This window comes from Ohtaekwangia kribbensis (assembly GCF_042676245.1).
Taxonomy (GTDB): domain Bacteria; phylum Bacteroidota; class Bacteroidia; order Cytophagales; family Cyclobacteriaceae; genus Ohtaekwangia; species Ohtaekwangia kribbensis.
The window spans coordinates 789,010-809,093 of sequence record NZ_JBHTKA010000008.1 but is presented as its reverse complement, the minus strand read 5'-3'; the positions used below and the strand labels follow the sequence as shown (position 1 = coordinate 809,093).

Below are 20,084 nucleotides of genomic sequence, written 5' to 3'. Positions count from 1 at the left end.
ATGTACAAATAAAAAACCGTTCTGTCTATATACTATATATGCACAGAACGGTTTTTGTTTTAGGGTAGCTATATCTATTAGCTGAACTCTTCCGTGTTTAGTGTTATTTCAGGAGCGCCTTCCTGTTTAGAGATCCAGAAGTTATTGAATCCTTCACCAACCTGTATTGTGAGAACTTGTAATGCTAGCAGTTCCAGTATGGCAAGGAAGTTAAAAATCAATCCGATGCGTGAAGGGAAAGACTCCAGCAATTCAACAAAAGAGAGCTTCGATGTTTTACTCAACTCATCGATCAGGTATTTCTTCTGTCCTACTACGGTATACGGATACTGCACTACCTGGTGAACAGGTTTATTTTTTTCAGCAGCAGCTTTCTTCAATACCTTTTCAAATACCTGCATTAACTTAAATATAGTGATGTCCTGAAGTTCGGCTTCCACGTTGGTGCTTTCAGCGAGGGTCTTCAATTCCTTCACCAGGTTGCCGCGCTTCTCTTTGGTGAGCTCAGTTTCTTCCATTTTATGGAAAGTATCCACCACCGATTTATACTTCTTGTATTCGAGCAGGTGTCGAACGAGTTCTTCACGTGGGTCAATTTCATTTCCTTGTTCATCCAACTGTGGTCGCGGCAACAGCATTTTAGATTTGATGCGCATAAGCGTTGCTGCTACCAATATAAACTCACTTGCTACCTCAATGTTGAGTTGCTCCATCTGCTGGATATAGGCCAGGAAGTCGTTGGTGATCTTCGAAATCGGAATATCGTAGATATCGAGTTCATCGCGTTCAATGAAGAACAGCAGAAGATCGAAAGGACCTTCGAACAGCGGGAGTTTAACCTCAAAATTTTCCTGTGTCATAGTCGGAGTGAGGGGCAAATTTATTTATAATCCGGCAAAAAGCCCGATTGAAAAGAAATACTAATTTTGTGGCTTTATTTTTTCTCCCAAACCTTCCTTTTCGGTCAATTGGTACGTTAAAACGCAGGTTAGGAGCGATAGTTTAAAACTCTTACCTTCAATTATTGTTTATAAGAGGCATATAATCCACAAAAACCCATGCTGATAACTCCGGGAAAACTTTTGGCAGAGATCAACTCGCCTGACGATCTTAAAAAGCTCGATCAAGCTCAACTCGTTCAGCTCTGCGATGAGCTCCGCCATTTCATTATTGATAATGTCTCGGTTTATGGAGGCCACTTCGGTGCAAGCCTCGGGGTTGTAGAACTCACCGTTGCTTTACATTATGTTTTTAAAACGCCTCACGACAACCTGGTTTGGGACGTAGGACACCAGGCATACGGTCATAAAATTTTAACAGGTCGCAGAGATACATTTTATACCAACCGTGTATATAACGGCCTTTCAGGTTTCCCCAAAAGAAAAGAAAGTGAATACGATGCGTTTGGCGTTGGTCACTCTTCTACTTCCGTATCGGCAGCGTTAGGTATGGCTGTTGCCGCCAAGTACCTCGGCCAGGACGAACGCCAGCATATAGCCGTTATTGGCGATGGTGCCTTAACTGGTGGAATGGCCTTTGAAGGATTGAATCATGCCGGTGTATCGGACTCTAACATTCTGATCATTCTCAACGACAACTGTATGTCGATCGATCCGAATGTAGGAGCACTCAAAGATTACCTTACCGATATAACTACCTCACGTACCTATAACAAACTGAAAGATGAAGTATGGAATTTACTCGGTAAACTTTCCAACTTCGGCAAGAGTGCGCAGGAGATTGTCTCAAAAGTTGAGAACGGTATAAAATCAACATTACTGAGTCAGAGTAATTTATTCGAATCACTCAACCTCCGCTACTTCGGTCCGGTAGATGGTCATGATGTAAATCATCTTGTTACCATCCTCAACGATCTTAAAAATATAAAAGGTCCAAAGATACTTCACTGTGTTACCGTGAAAGGTAAAGGCTATGGCCCGGCCGAAAAAGGTAATGCTACCACATGGCATGCTCCCGGTACATTTGATAAGATTACCGGTGAGATCTTCAAGAAAGTTTACGAGAAGCCGCAGGCACCTAAGTACCAGGATGTATTTGGACATACCTTGGTAGAGCTTGCAAAAGCCAACGATAAAATTGTAGGTATAACTCCGGCCATGCCTTCGGGTTCGTCCATGAACATCATGATGAAAGAGATGCCTGATCGCGCATTTGATGTAGGTATAGCCGAGCAACATGCTGTTACGTTTTCGGCTGGTCTTGCAACGCAGGGGCTGGTGCCTTTCTGCAATATTTATAGTTCGTTCATGCAGCGTGCTTACGACCAGGTGGTGCACGATGTATGCATTCAGAATTTACCGGTTAATTTTTGTCTCGATCGCGCAGGCTTTGCCGGTGCAGACGGACCAACACATCACGGTGCGTATGATATAGCATACTTCCGCTGCTTACCGAATATAGTTGTAGCAGCCCCTATGAACGAAGCTGAACTTCGTAACCTGATGTATACGGCACAACTTCCTCGCACGGAACTTGCGTTCTCGATTCGTTACCCGCGTGGCCAGGGTGTAATGCCGGAGTGGAGAACACCGATGGAAGCTATAGCGATTGGAACGGGTCGTAAATTGAAAGAAGGAAACGAACTCGCTATTTTAACACTTGGCCATATAGGTAATTATGCTGTGGAAGTTTGCGAGCGACTCGCCCGTCAGAATATTTCCATTGGTCATTATGATATGCGTTTTGCAAAACCATTGGATGAAAAACTGCTGCATGAAATATTCAGTCAGTATAAAAAAATAATCACGGTAGAAGATGGCTGTTTACAGGGAGGATTCGGAAGTGCTATTCTTGAATTCATGGCCGACAACAACCTGCATGCAGAAGTAAGACGCCTGGGAATTCCGGATAGAATAGTGGAGCATGGTGAGCAACATGAACTTCACCACGAATGTGGTTTTGATGCTGAAGGAATTGAACGCACCGTTGTAGAAATGTTGGAATTAGTACCGAGGTAATGTTAAAGATTTTTTCGGCTGTAAGAGGAAGTGGCAGACCTGTGATTCTCATTCACGGGTTCCCGATGAATAGTAATGTGTGGGACAATTTCGCCACACCGTTATCGAAGCACTATAAAGTTTACACACCTGATCTGCCCGGGTTCGGGAAAAGTAAACTGCTTGATTTACCTTTTACTATAGAAGCAGTAGCCACTCAGTTGCTTGACTGGATGGATGAACAAAAAATTGAAAACCCCGTGGTGATCGGGCACTCGCTGGGTGGATATGTAGCACTCGCGATGGCTGCAAAAAATCCCGAGCGACTGGCTGGTATAGGACTCTTTCATTCTACCGCTGCAGAAGACTCTGTGGAAAAAAAAGAGTCGCGTACAAAAACCATTGAGTTCGTTAAAAAAAACGGAGTACTCGCTTTCACATCTAATTTTATCCAGCAACTTTTTGCCAACCCGGAGCATCCGGCTATAGCAACGGTTCGTGAAATTGCCATTCAATCGCAGGAAGATGCTGTGGTTGGGTATACGCAGGCCATGCGCGATCGCCCATCACGCATACACGTTCTTCAGGATTTTGATAAACCCGTATTGTTGATTGCCGGTGAAAAAGACCAGGGCATTTCAGCGGCAAGTATACAGCAACAGGCTTCGTTGTGTAAACAATCACATCTTCATGTTATACCAAATGTAGCGCACATGGGGATGTTTGAAAAACCTGATGAAACTGTTAACCTTGCTAAACTTTTTATTGACCACTGTAAGTGAACCGCATGGTTTGTTACATTACCGTTAGTAATTTGACTAAAACAATATTAAATTGTATATGTTTTCGGTGCACTCGCGCCCGCGTGTTAGGTTTAATAAAAACAGGATTCTATATTTGCTAATAGGAATATTAATAACCAACCTGTAACCATGGAAGAGATAGTAGATCCACACCAGTATGACGCTTGGAATTCGATGGCAAAGAACATAGCGTTTGCTGCCTGGGCAATTGCCATTCTGATTGCTTTGTATCATGTAGTGAGACTAGCAACGATGAATGATGCCAAAACCAAATATGATTACATTAACCGGAGCGAGATTAAAACATTATGGATTGCTTCTGTTATTCTGGTAATCGGTTGCTGCTTTTACGCAAATGCAAACATCGTAGAACTTAATGCACTTTGGATTTTCGTGCGCGTGTTTACAACATTTGCCATGGGGTTAATTGTAGCGCTGATCATTCAGAACCTCTTGAAGTTTTACTATCCCTTCTTTATCGAAAAACGTTTGAAAGTACTTCGTTACAAGCCACGTGTTTCTCCGAAAACCGGTAAGGCTATGAAGCTTCTGAGTGAAGATGAAGAAGATGCTTACCTCGATGAAGGTATGCAGGCGGAAGAAAATGTATTCTCCATTGACTACGATGTATGGAAAGATGAAGAAACCGGATACGTTAAAATTGAGCGTTACTCTGGTCACTTGCATGCATTGCAATGCCCTGAGTGTAACTATCAAACCTTTAAAGTTGTACGCGAAGAGATTCTGAAAAATCCTTCCGCAACAGAAGAAGGCGAACTGTTAAAGCATTTCCAGTGTGGCTATTGTGGATACAAAGCCAAGAAAACTGTTACGTTAAGAATGTCTCAGAAATTTGAAGAATCATCTGCAGCAACGGCATAACACTTTTACTAGATAACATAAAAAATCCCGGGCTACCCTCGGGATTTTTTATTTTGGTTAAATCCGGGCGATCAACTCTTTATATAGATTCGTAAGCACGGGCTCGGACTTACCGGCTACAGCAATGATCTCTGCTATATTAACCGACTTCAGGTTATCCGGATCACAATCGTCTGTTAATACAGATATAGCGCAGCAGGGCAAGCCCATGTGATTAGCAACAATAACTTCAGGCACGGTACTCATACCCACGGCATCAGCCCCCATGTTGCGCAGAAAGCGGTACTCAGCACGCGTCTCCAGGTTAGGACCTGTTACACTTACATATACACCTATATTAAGCTTTATGCCTTGCTCTTTGGCAATGCTCGTCAGGTGGTTATTCAGGTAAGTTGAGTATGGTCTGCTCATATCCGGAAAGCGTGGGCCAAGTGCATCGTTGTTTATACCTCGTAGCGGATTATCGGGTTGGAAATTTATATGATCGTCCAACAGCATCAGCTCACCTTTCTTCCAGCTCAAATTCATGTTACCAGCTGCATTGGACAGCAGCAGGTGTTTTATCCCCAACGATTTCATAACACGTACCGGGAATGTAATCTGCTGCATGCTATAGCCCTCGTAGTAATGGAAGCGTCCCTGCATGGCGAGTACATATTTTCCTTGTAGTAACCCATATATAAGTTTACCCTTGTGCGACTCTACTGTTGAAACAGGAAAGTGCGGTATATCATGATACTCTACTACTACGGGATTCTGAATCTCCTTTACAAAAAGACTCCCAAGACCCGTACCGAGAATTACACCTATCGCAGGCTGTGTTACACCTCGCTTTCGGATATAGTCGGATGCTTCATTTATCTGATCGATCATATTGCTAAGTATTAAGCTACCCGTTAAATATACTATATACCGGCAAGTTCTGAGCAATAAAAAAGCCCGTATGAATCGGGCTTCTTCTGTATACTTATTTAAAAGATGTTGTTATTTCAGCAGACCACCATTCAAACGCAGTAGTTCTGTTTCGGCTACCTTGGCAAGGTAACGCGCGTTGATCAAACGATTATAGGCATCGGCAAGACTTTGCTGTGCAGTACGCAATTCTATAAACGTAGTAATGCCTCTTTTGAACCCTTCGAGTGCGATGTAAACATTCTCTTTGGCAAGGAGTATCGTTTCTTCTTCGATCAGTAATATTCGCTTGGCATTTTCATAGTCAACGTACGCGTTACGCAGGTTGGCATTTACATTCGTCTTGAGCTGATCGTAGAATAATTGCTGGCGGGTATAATTCAGATCTGCCTGCTTGATCAATCGCCTGGTGTTAAATCCATTCAGGATCGGCACAGTTAACGTTAAGCCGTAGTTATATCCATCTGACTGGCTATATAATGCAGAGAACGGGTTGATCAATTTAATGTTATCCGTCTTCGAGTAATTATAGGCTGCGTTAAAACTCAACACCGGAAACAGTTCTGCCTTCCGTTCATGCAACGAAAGCTTTGCTATATCGGTATTCATTGACGATGCCCGAAGACTATAATTAGTCGCCTCAAGATTGGAAGCAAGTTCCTCCTGTTTCAGATCAAGGTTAATGATGATGGTATCTGCCACATCGTATGGTATAGGAAGCTGCGAATCCACCAGCGCATTCAATTGTTCCTTTAACTGAATTATCAGTGACTCCTGCTGAATGGTGAGCGTTCGCTGTGCATTGAAATCAACTTTCGCTTGCAGCAGCTCCGGTTTACCACCGGTACCTACCTGTAATTTTCGTTCTGCAAGTTTAACACGCTCCTCGCTTACAGCCATCTGTTCCTGCGTAGCTTTTAGCTGTTGCTTCTGACGCACTATATCATAATAATTGTTGATCACGTTAGCGATCGTGGTAACCATCTGGTCTTTTATCAGCAACTCACCCTGTGCATTTATATAGCGAATACGATCAACGGTAGCGAACATCTTTGTTCCATCGAACAAAGTCCAATTAAGTTGCACCGAAGCGTTGGTGTTGTTGGATACAGCCTTACCACTGTTGTTACGGGTGGCATCTTCAAAGCGAAGTTCCTGGTTGTTATTGTTGCGTGTAATAGCAGCAGTGCCATTTACCTGTGGTGCAAAGGCAGCCCATGCATAGCTCTGATCTGTAGCATAAGCCTCCGATGTATTTTTGGCTAACCGTACATCGTAATTTTTTTCAAGAGCCAGTGCAATTACCTGTTCTAATGATATTTGTTCCTGCGCATTTGCTGTGTTCTGAAATTGAAAAAAAGAAATAACAAGGAGTAATACAGAAAGTCTAATCTTCATATACCAATTCTTTTTGTGGCTGAGGTGCTGATGCCTCGTCACCAAACGCTACGTGTTTTCTTTTAAGTGACAGGAACGAATACATGGCCGGAATTACAAACAAGGTTAATATCAGCGAGAACATAATTCCACCTACAATTACAATACCCAGCGGCTGACGACTTGTTGAAGCAGCTCCTAATGAAAGCGCCAGTGGTAAAGATCCCAATGCCATAGCAAGACTCGTCATAAGTATAGGACGAAGACGCAGGCGCGATGCTTCGAGCACAGCTTCTATTTTGGAGAGACCTTCTTCACGTTTCTGGTTTGCAAACTCAACGATAAGGATACCGTTCTTGGTAACAAGACCGATGAGCATGATCATACCGATCTGCGAGAATATATTAATCGTTTGTCCGAAAATATAGAGTGATATAAATGCACCACTAATCGCCAGCGGCACCGTAAACATAATCGTAAACGGATCAATAAAGCTTTCAAACTGAGCCGCGAGGATCAGGTATATCAACACGAGTGCAAGCAGGAATGCAAAAGATGTATTACTGGAACTCTCCGCATAGTCACGCGAAGTACCTGTGAGTGATGTCGTGAAAGTCTCATCGAGTAATTTAGCCGAGATTTCTTCCATTACTTTTATACCATCACCAACCGTTTTGCCCGGAGCAAGACCTGCCGATATAGTTGCTGATTTATAGCGGTTAAAGTGATAGAGCGATGGCGGTGTGGTAGACTCCTGCACCGTTACCACGTTGTCTAATGAGATTAACTGACCGGAGCCTGTGCGTACATACAGATTTTTCAAATCATCCGGATCATCACGATCGATGCGTGTTACTTGTCCCATTACCTGGTACTGCTTTCCTTCCTTGGTAAAATATCCAAAGCGAAGATTGCTATAGGCCAGTTGCAAGGTCTGTGCTATATCCTGGACGCTGATACCCAGTTGTGCAGCCTTGAGGCGGTTGATCTCTACACGCAACTCTGGTTTGTTGAACTTAAGGTCTATATCTACACCTTGCAGCACCGGGTTGCTGTTTGCTTCTTCCAGAAATTCAGGAAGTACTGCACGAAGCTTGTCAAGGTTATTATTCTGAATTACAAACTGCACCGGCAAACCACCTCTTCTGTTCACAGATATAGTCTGTTCCTGTATAGCAAATGCTTTACCTTCCGGGAAACGAGAAAGGTTACGGTTAACCATATCTACTATATCCTGCTGCGATCGATCTCTGTTTTGCGGATCAGACAGTGTAACACGAACAAAGCCAGTGTTAACTGCACCACCACCAGTAAAGCCGGGAGCTGTAACCGAGAGAGCTGTTTTATATTCCGGTATAGAATCCTGTACAAAGCCAACAAGGTCTTGCACATAGCGATCCATATAGTCATACGAAGTTCCTTCTACAGCCGTGAGTTGTAAACGGAACTGGTTACGATCTTCCATCGGGGCCAGTTCAGACTGCATGTTTTTTCCTATAAACCACGCTGAGGCAATACATAGTAAAATGATCACAATCGATACCCACCGTATGCGCATAAAGCCTTCGAGCAAGCGTCTGTATCCATCTTCCATACCTTTGAAGAATGGTTCGGTTACACGATAGAACCACGAGTGCTCATGCTGGCTGCGGGTGAGCTTTACACTCAACACGGGTGTAAGCGTAAGCGATACAAAGCAAGACACCAGTACGGCTGCCGCCACAACAATACCAAACTCACGGAACAAGCGGCCAACAAATCCCTGCAGGAAAAGTATAGGAAGGAATACAACCGCGAGCGTAATAGAAGTAGAGATTACGGCAAAGAAAATCTCTTTAGAGCCTTCGAGTGCAGCCTGGTATTTATTCATACCCTGCTCCAGCTTCTTGTATATATTTTCGGTAACCACTATACCATCATCCACCACGAGACCTGTAGCCAGTACAATACCCAGCATAGTGAGTACGTTTACCGAGAAACCACACAGGTACATAATGAAGAATGTAGCCACGAGCGATACCGGTATATCTATTAGCGGTCGTATGGCAATGATAAAATCGCGGAAGAACAAGTAGATGATCAACACCACGAGCAGGAATGAAATGATCAACGTTTCTTCTACTTCCTCGATGGAACGTTTGATGAACACGGTTTGGTCCATCGCTATATCCAACTTGATGTCTTCCGGAACTTCTTTCTTGATCTGCTCCAAACGCTTGTAGAACTCATCGGATATCTCTACATAGTTGGAACCCGGCAGCGGAACGATAGCAAGCCCCACCATTGGTATATTACTTTCACGCAGAATAGATTCTTCGTTCTCCGGTCCGAGTAGCGCCTGCCCTATATCACGCAAGCGTATATCGCCCTGCGCTGTTGATTTGATAATTACTCTTTCAAAATCTTCTTCAGTATATAGTTTACCGAATGTTCTTACTGTAAGCTCCGTTGCATTACCGGCTATTTTACCGGAAGGCAATTCAACGTTCTCTTTGTTAAGAGCAGTCTGTACATCGAGAGGTGTTAAGCTATAGGCACTGAGTTTAGCAGGGTCCAGCCAGATGCGCATGGCATAGCGCTTCTCTCCCCATATCTGTACACTGCTTACCCCGGGAATTGTTTGCAGACGTTCAACCAATACGTTGTTAGCATATTCAGTTAGTTGTAATGAATTCTTGGTGGTACTCTGCACCGTCATGGAGATGATCGCGTCAGAGTTAGCATCAGCCTTTGCTACTACCGGTGGATTGGGAAGATCCTGAGGTAATGATCGTATCGCCTGCGATACTTTATCACGCACATCGTTTGTAGCGGCTTCGAGATCTATACCCAGCTCAAACTCAATGTTGATGTTACTGGTACCAACACTGGAAGAGGACGTAATATTCTTGATACCCGCTATACCGTTAATTGATTTCTCCAGTGGCTCCGTGATCTGTGATTCAATGATATCAGCATTCGCACCGGAATATGTAGTGCGCACGTTCACTACCGGTGGATCGATAGCGGGATAGTCGCGTATACCCAAAAAGTTAAAGCCTATAATTCCGAACAGCACTAGGATGATGTTCATCACAAATGCCAGTACCGGTCTTCGTAAGCTTACTTCAGAAATGTTCATAGTGTTTTCCTTAGAGGGTGTTCACCTTTGTTATTTTAACTTTGGATGTTGGCCGTATAGCCATTAACCCGGAGGTTATTACAGTATCGCCAGGCTTGAGTCCTGTAAGGATTTGTATATAGGCTGAGTCACGTATACCCGTCTGCACACTGGTAAATATCACGCTATCGTTACGAACAAGTATAACCTGCTTGTCGCGAGCTGTAGGTATCACTGCCTGCGTAGGCACCAGCAACGCCTGGTTATCCTGACCTAATTGCAGATTTACTTTAGCAAATATACCAGGCACGAGTTCGGAGTGTTTTTCATTCACAATAGCACGTATCTTCAGTGTTCGGGTATTCTGATCAACGCTGCTCTCGGTTGCCAGAATAGTAGCTTTGTGAGACTGACTTCCACCGTCTACTTTGAAACTTACTTTATATCCTTTCTGAAGTTCCTTTGCATATTTTTCAGGAACCGAAAATTCAAGCTTTAACCGATCGACCTGGCGGATTGTTGTTATTATATCGGTAGGCGATATATAGGCTCCTAAACTTATGTTGCGCAAGCCGACTCTGCCGGTATAAGGCGCACGTATTTCGGTTTTAGATATAGCGATCTCGGTTGACTCTATATCTGCTTTCAGGTTTTCAACATCGAGTGCAGCAAGATCATAATCCTGCTGACTGATACCATTTATCTTTACCAGCTCGCGGTTGCGTTCTTCTGTTTTTACTTTGATCTGAAGTTGTACCTGCAGTTTTTTCAACTGTGCCTGCAGATCTTTATCGAATAGTTTTACCAGTAATGTTCCTTTCTGCACGAGTGCACCTTCATTTATATTCAATGATACAATGCGTCCTCCTACTTCAGCACGGAGTTGTGTTTCTTCGAAGGGGAGTAGTGAACCTGGTACTTCTATATTTTCGCTTATAGAACTTCTTGCTACACGAAATGCATCAGCCGTTACCGGCCCCTGCATACGCGGGCGACCAGCTGCTGCCGGGTTTTCTTTCTTTGATTTACAGGAAGCACCAAGCAACAATGCAAACGCAAACAATAGAATACTAAATCTTGACATTATACAATTAAGGTTCAATAGCTTTTTAATTAACACGCGCGATACTGATCTGGTTCAGGAAGGAATTAGTGGACCAATCAGGCTATTTGCATCTGAAGACGGTTGTGCAGCGAGAGCACTTGAGGGATGATCAGGGAAGACTCATCGTTGTAAATTATGAAGTCTGCACGTTTCAGTTTTTCTTCCTCAGACATCTGCTTACGTATTATTTCCCGCACTTGCTGTTCAGCCCTCCCATCGCGATGTATAACTCTTTTAATGCGCACTTCTTCCGGAGCATGAACTACAATAATTTTATCCAGCGCCTGATAAGAGCCTGTCTCAAACAAAAGCGCTGCTTCTTTCAGTACATACGCTTTGTTGTTATGACGCTTTACCCATTGGGTATAATTTTCACCTACGCGAGGGTGCACCAGTTTATTCAGCACATCCAGTCTCTCCTGCTTGTTAAATACTACTTCACTCAGGTATTTCCGATTCAGGGTTCCATCGCTTAGGTACGACAAATCACCGAATTCTTTCTTTATCTGTGATACGAGAATTCCATCGGTGGTCATTAGTTCTTTCGCATGGCTGTCTGCATCATATACAGGAATACCAAGGCATGCAAAAATTTTTGAGACGAGTGTTTTACCCGAACCGATTCCTCCGGTAATACCAATTTGAAGAGGATTGCTCACACTTTAAAATTTAATGTATAGGGAATCAACCTTAATCACCTTAGAGTATGGAGGCAACCCCTGTAAAACAGGTTGCACCCGCTTAACACCGCGCGAGAAATTCCCGAGGTCTACAATAGCTTTCAGAGAGTCGCGATGATAGGTGTTCATAGCACGTTGTGGTATAGCAAACGTACAGGGCAACCTTCGAAAACCAAGTGAAGGTCGCGCACCTTTCGGAAGATTGATCAGTACAACGCGAATTGAATCTGTCATTTGCCGCAACAAGTCCACTTCAAAATTTACATGTACCGTAGGCGGATTTCTGCGGATGAGTTCGCTGTTTACAAATTGTACTTCAACTTCGTTGTGAAAGTTTTCATCAATGTTGCGTTGCGGGAGTTTTAAATACAATGGCTCTGAAATACTCTTCACCAACTTCCAGGGTCCTTCAATAAAAATACTGTCGGGTGTAATGGTTGGTTTACTCGTCATGATATACCCATTCTTGAAGAGTATAGATGGTGTATCAACCGCAAGCGTTATCCACTTTCTTCCTTTCGGCTCTATTGCTACGTGTAGTGTATCGGTTAAGACAAAATTAATTTGAAGTCGCTCAAGCTGGTTTGCAAACAACGGAGGCAACGTACTGCCTACAATCTTTTTTACTTCAACAGGTCGCTCCAGCGGAATTACCAGGGGAGGAACTTTTAACCCGAGACTTCTTCGAAACAGGTCCCACCCTATACCCGTTACGTTGATGCGGACAATCTGCGGCAGCGGGTGAATAGGTATATAATTCTCGTGATCGTAATCAAACTTAACGGGAAAGGTAATGTTGGTGGTATAGTTCTTATTCAACGCGTTAAAAAACCAGAAGACCGTAGCTGCGAACAAACACAGTACAACGGCCTTCCAGTTTTTTCTATCTAAACGCAACAAGCTGAATAAATTTAGGTGTGTACGTTACTACGTGTTTTGGTGTGTACGTTTAGGCGTGATGGCACGCTTACGTTTTTATTTTTTGTTAGCAGCTGCTTTGGTTGCTTCCATGGATATGGCAGACTTGTTGAAACGGATGCGGCCGCCTTTCTCTACTTCCAGAATAAACGTATCGCCTTCGAGTTCTGCCACGGTACCATGCGCACCACCAATCGTAACAACTGCATCGCCACGCTTGATCTCCTCTGAGAATTTCTTCTGATCTTTTGCTTTTTTCTGTTGCGGACGGATCATGAAGAAATAGAATACCACGATGATCGCTCCAAAGAAAATAAACTGAAAATAAGGATTGCTTTGTTGCTGCGCTTGTAACAGGATTGAGTACATATTGTTTTTTATTTTAAGAGTCCAAAGTTATCCTAATTAGAGCAAACATACCAAGCTTTATTGCCAGGAATTCAACCCGTTAAACGCCTTTATAGAACCGCTTGTCCTATGTTTGGAAGGCTTTGAAGGAGCGTCAGGGGAAGAAGTCATTCCGGTGTAGAGACGCTTCCCGGTCACCATCCGAATTCACACTGCTTTTGATATCCCTAAAAAGATATACCTGTAATTGATACAATCATTTTCTATCTTGGTCAACAAGAGGTAATAACCCTAATTCGCCTTACAGCAAGCACTATGAAATTAGTATTAAAATATCTCCTTTTAGTTCCATGCATAGCAGGGTATATATATGGTTATCCACAAACTATCGAGGCACAAAAAACTGTTGATAACATTAACCGAAGTATTGACGAAGCTGTTGTAAAAAAAGACGTAAACAAACTAAAGCAGTTATATGCAGACGACTTCGTTTTTACTCACGGCACCGGCTATGTAGAAGGGAAAACCAGTTGGATAAAGGACGTAGAAAATCCCACGAAGAAATTTACTTCACGCGTGCATGATTCTACACTGGTAGAGCTCCATGACAATGTTGCTATTGTAACGGGGAGTCTTGCCATTACACGAAGTGATGCAGATAAGCTGGTGCGCTATGGTATACGGTATGTTCGCGTGTTTGCCCTACGCAATAACAGCTGGCAACTGATTTCACATCGCACGGTAAAAGAGTGGCACTTTAAGTAAAGTTATTCCACATATAGCACGAGGCCTTTCAGGTATTCTCCTTCCGGATGAAATATAGATACAGGATGATCCGCAGGTTGTGAAAGGTGATGTAATACTTTTATTTGTCGGCCTGCTTGTATAGCGGCTGATACAATGGTATCGTAAAACAGCTGACGATCTACCACCTGCGAACACGAGAAGGTAAATATTATACCTCCTGCCTTGATTTTCTTCATAGCCTCTGTATTGAGACGCTGATATCCTTTCACAGCCTGATGGCGCGCATCGCGATGCTTGGCAAAAGCAGGAGGATCAAGTACAATCACATCATATTGATCCTGCTTGTCTTTCAGAAAATCAAATGTATCGACAGCGAAACATGTATGTGTAGTGGCATTGTATCCATTAAGTTCTAGATTCTTTCGTGTCAGTGCTATAGCTTTCTCGGAAGCATCTACGGAGTGAACGAGTTCGGCCCCTGCATGCAGTGCATACACCGAGAATCCTCCGGTATAACAGAATGTGTTAAGCACCTTTTTACCTTTGGAAAAGTCGCCCAGTAATTTTCTGTTTTCACGTTGATCAAGAAAAAATCCGGTCTTCTGTCCTTCTTCCCAATCGATCAAAAACTTGTTATCATTTTCAACCACAACGTGTGCAGGTATACCTGCTCCGAAGAGATATTCGTCCTGCTGTGCATCGCGTAATTTACCAGGCAACGTACCATGACTTTTATAGTATACTACCTTCAGTTCTTGACCTAAAACTATCTGTAGCGCCTGTGATATTTCATGACGATCAAGGTGCATGCCGGCATCGTGCGCCTGTACTACCGCCACACCATCGTATACATCTATAATCAGTCCGGGTAAACCATCACCTTCACCATGTACAAGTCTGAACGCGTTCGTGTTTGCAGTCGGCAAGCCAGAGCTTCTGCGTACGTTTAATGCATTAGACAGTTTGTTTATCCAGAAGTCCTCCGCAGGCGCTTGTGCATCAAAGCTCAGCATTCTTACAGCAATACTTCCGTTCTGATAATGACCATAGCCAAGTACTTCATTTTTGTAGCTGAATACTCTTACCGAGCATCCATCGGTAAGATTGCCTTGCATTTTTTGAATAGCACCGGAAAAAATCCACGGATGAAAACGCTCGATGGAGTACTCTTTACCTTTCTTCAGAATGATGTCGCCCGAAATAGTCATAGTTCAATAATTGCTGCAAAAGTATTAAAGAAAAGTGAGGCGTGTTTCATGAAGAATAAATTTGCTCTTCTACACCAATACTCGCCTGGCAACGGCAAGAAATTTTTCTTTGGGACCGGAGAAGCCTATCAAAAATTTATTACCGCCATCTTTCAGCTTTGCTTTCTTCTTAAGCTCTTCTGCCGACAACGGATAGTTTCGTGTCATGACGTTTGCTTTGCCTTCCGGGAAGTATGTTTGAATAACTTTCGGATCATTTTTAACAAGTGCCTCCACCTGAAAAATTCGTCCCGGGAAATCGGACCGATATTCAGCGCTGGTATATAGATGTGTGCTCACATCTATTTTGGAAAGGCCATACGATGATCCAACAATTCTAAAAGCACCGGCTTTCAGGAGCGAAGTGTTGGGTTCATATAAATATGCAAGAGGTGAACTATAATCAACAGCAGCCTGCTGCTCCTGCACTTTGGTGAATGAGAATCTCTCGATATGTGTTGAGAGAATATTTACCGTTACAATTTCAGGTTCACCATGAACCATTCTCTTGCAGAGAAACAGCAGTTCCTTGCATTCATTTGCTACCGATAGTACATATACTTTGTACACCGTGGGCAGTTCTCGCAATGCCTGTTGTATATCCAGTAGCGGTGATGTTTTAATGAGCAGGTGTTCTGTCTTCTCAAAAATATTTTTATACAGCGCAGTGACATCGGGTTCACAATCGCTGAGTTTAAAAACCTTCTGACCTTTATTTCTGCGTGATGGATCGATAAACACCAGATCAGCTTTCCATGAAGACTCTAAAAAATTTTCGGCTTTTGTATGATGATGCGAAATGTTATAGCCGCGTAACGTTTTATGATTGTGTTGTACAATTTGCAGCAGTGATTCGTCAGGTTCTATATACTCAACTTTCCTGAATATCCTGCTAAGGAAATATACATCTACGCCAAAGCCACCCGTAAGATCTACGGCTGTTTCTTTTCCGATTGATTCCTCTTCGATTATCCTGGTTTTGAATGCTGCTGTCTGCTCGGAGGAACTTTGTTCCAGGTTAAGGCTTGGCGGATATAGTATACCAGATGTACTATAAAAAGTGGGCAGCTTGTCTTTTGCTTTTCTACGGCCTGCAATCTGTTCTGCAATGCGGGCTAACGGAACACCGTCAACTTCCTTGTATTTAAGTACAAGCTCCCGTTCATCATCATTCGCATGTTGATGAATGAACTGCTGTACTTTTTCTGAAAGAAGTGATAGCACGACCAAGTATAATCGGGATGATCTTTAAATCGCAGCCTTCGCTTTGGATTTAAAGTGTATAAATATATTTCGAACGTATACTACTATACCCATACTCTGAGCCACCAGCAAAACCGGATCGATACGATACGTTGCATAGGTAAGTATAAGAACAGAAGCGCCTGTACTGATAACCCAAAATCCCAAAGGAAGTATAGATGTTTTATGCTTCTCCGAATAATACCACTGGTATACAAATCGCAGGTTGAGCATAAGCTGACCTATAGCACCCGCAAAAATGATCGGGTTTGTGAAATCATTCTTTGAAAAGATCTGATCAAGTTTATTATCCGAACCAGCAATTATATAGGTAAATGCTGCTACCGGAAGCAGTAGCAAAACAGCACGCAGCACCAATGGAATTTTGGTCCAATCGTTTTTGAGTTGAAGATTGCGTATATATATAAAGTACGATAACGTTTGGCCGATTATAATCACCACATCATCGCGAATGATGCCGTAGATGAGAAACAAGAACGAAGCAAGCAAACTCAACTGCCAGAATATAGTAGGCGATACAACTCTTCCCTGCTTCTCAGAGTAAAACAGTTGCACAACCAGTCGTGCACCAAACAACGACTGTGCAAAAAAACCGAGTGCATAAATCCAATATAGCTGCATACTTCCCGTGGTGTACTACAAAAGAACAGAGGTAAAAAGACTCCTACGTTGTGTTAACGTTAAGATTAAAAAAGCCTGACCATGACTGGCCAGGCTTCATTGATACTATATTATCGAATTACAGCGTTCGCTTGACTTCACGCTGCTCGTAGCTTTCGATCACATCTCCGACTTTCATGTCGTTGAAGCCATCAATACCTATACCGCAGTCGAAACCTGAACGTACTTCGCTTGCATCGTCTTTATGACGCTTGAGTGAACCGAGTTTACCAGCGTATACCACAATGCCATCGCGGATGAGGCGTATCGGGTTAGAGCGCTTCACAGAACCATCGGTAACCATACAACCTGCAATGGTTCCTACTTTCGAAATCTTGAAGACTTCGCGAACCTCTGCATTTCCTACAATTACTTCTTCTGTTTCCGGAGCAAGCATACCTTCCATCGCTGCCTTCACATCGTTGATCGCATCGTAGATGATCGAGTAGAGACGTATTTCGATCTCTTCATTCTCAGCCACGCGTTTCGCTGAATTGGATGGACGCACCTGGAAGCCGAGGATGATCGCATCCGATGCTGATGCAAGCAATACATCAGACTCTGATATCTGACCAACACCACGGTGTATAATAGCAACCTGTATTTCTGGTGTTGAAAGTTTAAGCAATGAATCCGAGAGTGCTTCTACAGATCCATCCACGTCACCTTTCACAATTACATTCAATTGCTTGAAGCTTCCAATCGCGAGACGTCTTCCGATCTCATCGAGTGTAATATGTTTCTTCGTACGTATACTTTGTTCACGTAGCAATTGACTTCTCTTCGCTGCAAGCTCACGAGCTTCACGGTCTGTTTCCATTACCATGAACTTTTCACCCGCTTGCGGTGCACCATCGAGACCGAGTAATACTACCGGTGTAGATGGTCCGGCATCATTTACTTTCTTACCAGTGTCATCGAACATCGCTTTTACGCGACCGTAGTGTGCACCAGCCAATACTATATCTCCAACACGAAGTGATCCGGTCTGTACCATTACCGTTGCTACATAGCCACGGCCTTTATCAAGAGAAGCTTCGATGATTGAACCCGTAGCATTTCTGTTCGGATTTGCCCTGAGATTAAGAAGCTCGGCTTCGAGCAACACTTTCTCCAGCAGGTCATCTATACCTTTACCTGACTTTGCAGAAATTTCCTGGCTTTGATATTTACCACCCCACTCTTCAACAAGTATATTGATCTTCGAAAGTGATTCGCGAATCTTGTCCGGGTTCGCACTTGGCTTATCAACTTTGTTGATCGCTATAACAATCGGTACACCGGCAACCTGTGCGTGGTTGATGGCTTCTTTCGTTTGAGGCATAACGTCATCGTCAGCCGCCACAACGATGATAGCTATATCGGTAAGTTTAGCACCGCGGGCACGCATTGCAGTAAAGGCTTCGTGACCTGGTGTATCGAGGAATGCGATCTTGTTACCACTCTTCGTTGTTACATCGTACGCTCCGATGTGCTGTGTGATACCACCGGCTTCAGACGCTGTAACTTTCGTATTACGGATATAGTCAAGCAATGAAGTTTTACCGTGGTCAACGTGACCCATGATGGTAACGATCGGTGCACGTGGCAACAGATCTTCTTCACTATCGGTATCTTCCTCCACTTCAAGTTCTTCTTCCGCAGAAGTGAACTGAACTGCATAACCAAACTCGTCTGCAATTACGGTAATTGCTTCAGCATCCAGACGCTGGTTAATGGACACGAACATACCTAAGCTCAAACAGGTTGAGATAACATCATTCACGGATACATCCATAAGCGATGCCAGGTCGTTCGCCGAGATAAACTCTGTTACGCGCAGTGTCTTGGATGCCTCCTGCTCCTGAAGCATTTGCTGCTCCTGGGCTTCGGAATTAGCCTGACGTTTCTCTCTTCTATATTTCGATCCGCTTGTTTTTTTACCACCGCCACTTAGTTTGGCAAGTGTAGCGCGTATCTGATCTTGTATCTCCTTCTCCGTAGGTTCTTCCTTCTGAACTCTTGGCGGATGCGGACCTCTTCTCTGCTGACCATGGCCATGCTGCTGATGAGGACGCTGCTGTCCGGGTTGGTTAGGACGTTGTCCCTGACCCTGACCTTGTTGACCACCTTGTTGTGGACCTTTCTGATCGTCAGTCGGAATACGCTTACGCGGACGCTTGCCTTTACGATCATCTTTTGTATCAGACGAAGCAACCGGAGAATCTTTTTTCTTATCTACCGGCAGTTCAATCTTATCAACAACTTTTAATCCTTTCAGTCGGTCGGCTTTTGCTTTGATGAGCTCCATTTCAGGCTCTGCCTTTTCGGTAACAACTGGAGGTTGTTCTACTACTTTTGGAGGCGCTGTAACAACAGGCTCTTTCGGTACTTCTTTAACTGCTACCGGCTGAGGTACTTCTTTTATTTCTTCTTTAACAACCTCTTTTTCCGGTTCTTTTACTTCTTTAGCAACAACAGGTTCTTTTACTTCCTTCTTCTCAACAACTGGTTTTTCTTCAACCGGTGGTTGTTTTACTTCAGGCTCTGGTGCTTCCGTTTTTGCAGCCGGTTTCTTTTCAAGATCTATTTTACCAACAACTTTAATCCCCTCCAGTTTCGGTTTCTCACGTTCAACTTTATCGGGTTGTTTTGCTTCTTCTTTTGCCTTAACCTCTTTGGATCCGAGGTTTTTAATCATTATGCGCTCTTCTTCCTCTACACGTTTCTTGGCGAGTTCTTTCTCGCTTTCCAACACAAGGTTGTCGGTGTGTTTGGCTCCGATGTGAAGGCCTGACGCCTCCAGTTTGTCGGTAGCAGAAGAGGCAAACTCTTTAGACAAAAGGTTGAATTGCTCAGGCGTGAGTTTAGCGTTGGGGTTATTCTCAACCTCAAAACCTTTCTTCCCCAGAAAGTCCAAGATGGTATTGTGCCCCACATTGAGCTTTCTTGCAGCCTGACTCAACCTGATCAACTTTTCTTCTGCCATATTCAAATATGCCTGTTTTTTTAAGGACTTTAAAATTCAAATGCGTGTAGTCCCGCAATTTAACTTATTGTTCACAGTTCATCGCTCACTTATTAAGGATTCGTAATAAACCCATTC

The 20,084-nt window shown here is 43.5% G+C and carries 16 protein-coding genes; 4 read left to right on the top strand and 12 right to left on the bottom strand.

The genetic code is table 11. The annotated features are described in order from the left end of the window. Positions 1 to 77 precede the first annotated feature (77 nt). Positions 78 to 860 carry a segregation and condensation protein A gene (locus tag ACFQ21_RS24420; RefSeq protein ID WP_377583655.1) on the bottom strand — a complete coding sequence of 261 codons (783 nt, stop codon included), beginning with the start codon at positions 858 to 860 and terminating at the stop codon, positions 78 to 80. 198 nt (positions 861 to 1,058) lie between these two features. Between ACFQ21_RS24420 and dxs the strand changes: the two genes are divergently transcribed. The 3 genes from dxs (at position 1,059) to ACFQ21_RS24405 (ending at position 4,642) form a co-directional block, all read left to right on the top strand. Then, a complete protein-coding gene (gene dxs / locus ACFQ21_RS24415) occupies positions 1,059 to 2,978 on the top strand; it encodes a 1-deoxy-D-xylulose-5-phosphate synthase (protein ID WP_377583652.1) in 1,920 nt (639 codons plus the stop codon). Beyond that, positions 2,978 to 3,739 carry an alpha/beta fold hydrolase gene (locus ACFQ21_RS24410; RefSeq protein ID WP_377583650.1) on the top strand — a complete coding sequence of 254 codons (762 nt, stop codon included), beginning with the start codon at positions 2,978 to 2,980 and terminating at the stop codon, positions 3,737 to 3,739. The genes dxs and ACFQ21_RS24410 overlap by 1 nt, the downstream gene beginning before the upstream one ends. 150 nt (positions 3,740 to 3,889) lie before the next feature. After that, the gene (locus ACFQ21_RS24405; protein ID WP_377583647.1) at positions 3,890 to 4,642 is read left to right on the top strand and encodes a hypothetical protein; all 753 of its coding nucleotides are present in this window, start codon (positions 3,890 to 3,892) and stop codon (positions 4,640 to 4,642) included. A 57-nt stretch (positions 4,643 to 4,699) separates the two neighbouring features. Here ACFQ21_RS24405 and ACFQ21_RS24400 read toward each other — a convergent pair whose 3' ends face one another. From ACFQ21_RS24400 to yajC, 7 genes are all read right to left on the bottom strand, one after another. Further along, on the bottom strand, positions 4,700 to 5,515 hold the full coding sequence (locus tag ACFQ21_RS24400) for a purine-nucleoside phosphorylase (protein WP_377583644.1): 816 nt from the start codon (positions 5,513 to 5,515) through the stop codon (positions 4,700 to 4,702). A 111-nt stretch (positions 5,516 to 5,626) separates the two neighbouring features. Continuing rightward, positions 5,627 to 6,952: a TolC family protein gene (locus tag ACFQ21_RS24395; RefSeq protein ID WP_377583641.1), complete on the bottom strand. Its 1,326-nt coding sequence runs from the start codon at positions 6,950 to 6,952 to the stop codon at positions 5,627 to 5,629. Further along, the gene (locus ACFQ21_RS24390; protein WP_377583638.1) at positions 6,942 to 10,052 is read right to left on the bottom strand and encodes an efflux RND transporter permease subunit; all 3,111 of its coding nucleotides are present in this window, start codon (positions 10,050 to 10,052) and stop codon (positions 6,942 to 6,944) included. The genes ACFQ21_RS24395 and ACFQ21_RS24390 overlap by 11 nt, the downstream gene beginning before the upstream one ends. 10 nt (positions 10,053 to 10,062) lie before the next feature. Next, complete coding sequence (locus tag ACFQ21_RS24385; protein ID WP_377583635.1) at positions 10,063 to 11,115, bottom strand: efflux RND transporter periplasmic adaptor subunit; 1,053 nt, start codon at positions 11,113 to 11,115, stop codon at positions 10,063 to 10,065. A gap of 77 nt (positions 11,116 to 11,192) precedes the next feature. Beyond that, on the bottom strand, positions 11,193 to 11,795 hold the full coding sequence (gene coaE, locus ACFQ21_RS24380) for a dephospho-CoA kinase (RefSeq protein WP_377583632.1): 603 nt from the start codon (positions 11,793 to 11,795) through the stop codon (positions 11,193 to 11,195). A 3-nt stretch (positions 11,796 to 11,798) separates the two neighbouring features. Beyond that, on the bottom strand, positions 11,799 to 12,635 hold the full coding sequence (locus ACFQ21_RS24375; RefSeq protein ID WP_377583629.1) for a hypothetical protein: 837 nt from the start codon (positions 12,633 to 12,635) through the stop codon (positions 11,799 to 11,801). Between the two features lie 156 nt (positions 12,636 to 12,791). Then, complete coding sequence (gene yajC / locus ACFQ21_RS24370) at positions 12,792 to 13,103, bottom strand: preprotein translocase subunit YajC (RefSeq protein ID WP_377583626.1); 312 nt, start codon at positions 13,101 to 13,103, stop codon at positions 12,792 to 12,794. 294 nt (positions 13,104 to 13,397) lie between these two features. Here yajC and ACFQ21_RS24365 point away from each other — a divergent pair, with 294 nt between their 5' ends. Further along, on the top strand, positions 13,398 to 13,847 hold the full coding sequence (locus tag ACFQ21_RS24365; protein WP_377583623.1) for a nuclear transport factor 2 family protein: 450 nt from the start codon (positions 13,398 to 13,400) through the stop codon (positions 13,845 to 13,847). A 2-nt stretch (positions 13,848 to 13,849) separates the two neighbouring features. On the opposite strand, the gene ACFQ21_RS24360 is transcribed toward ACFQ21_RS24365, so the two are convergent. The 4 genes from ACFQ21_RS24360 to infB form a co-directional block, all read right to left on the bottom strand. Next, positions 13,850 to 15,037, bottom strand: coding sequence for a class I SAM-dependent rRNA methyltransferase (locus ACFQ21_RS24360; protein ID WP_377583620.1), 1,188 nt, complete (start codon positions 15,035 to 15,037; stop codon positions 13,850 to 13,852). Between the two features lie 69 nt (positions 15,038 to 15,106). After that, complete coding sequence (locus ACFQ21_RS24355) at positions 15,107 to 16,300, bottom strand: THUMP-like domain-containing protein (protein ID WP_377583617.1); 1,194 nt, start codon at positions 16,298 to 16,300, stop codon at positions 15,107 to 15,109. Positions 16,301 to 16,324: 24 nt separating this feature from the next. Continuing rightward, a complete protein-coding gene (locus ACFQ21_RS24350; RefSeq protein ID WP_377583615.1) occupies positions 16,325 to 16,960 on the bottom strand; it encodes a lipid-A-disaccharide synthase N-terminal domain-containing protein in 636 nt (211 codons plus the stop codon). Between the two features lie 118 nt (positions 16,961 to 17,078). Continuing rightward, positions 17,079 to 19,967 (bottom strand): translation initiation factor IF-2, encoded by a 2,889-nt coding sequence (infB, locus tag ACFQ21_RS24345; RefSeq protein WP_377583612.1) that lies wholly within the window; start codon positions 19,965 to 19,967, stop codon positions 17,079 to 17,081. Positions 19,968 to 20,084 lie beyond the last annotated feature (117 nt).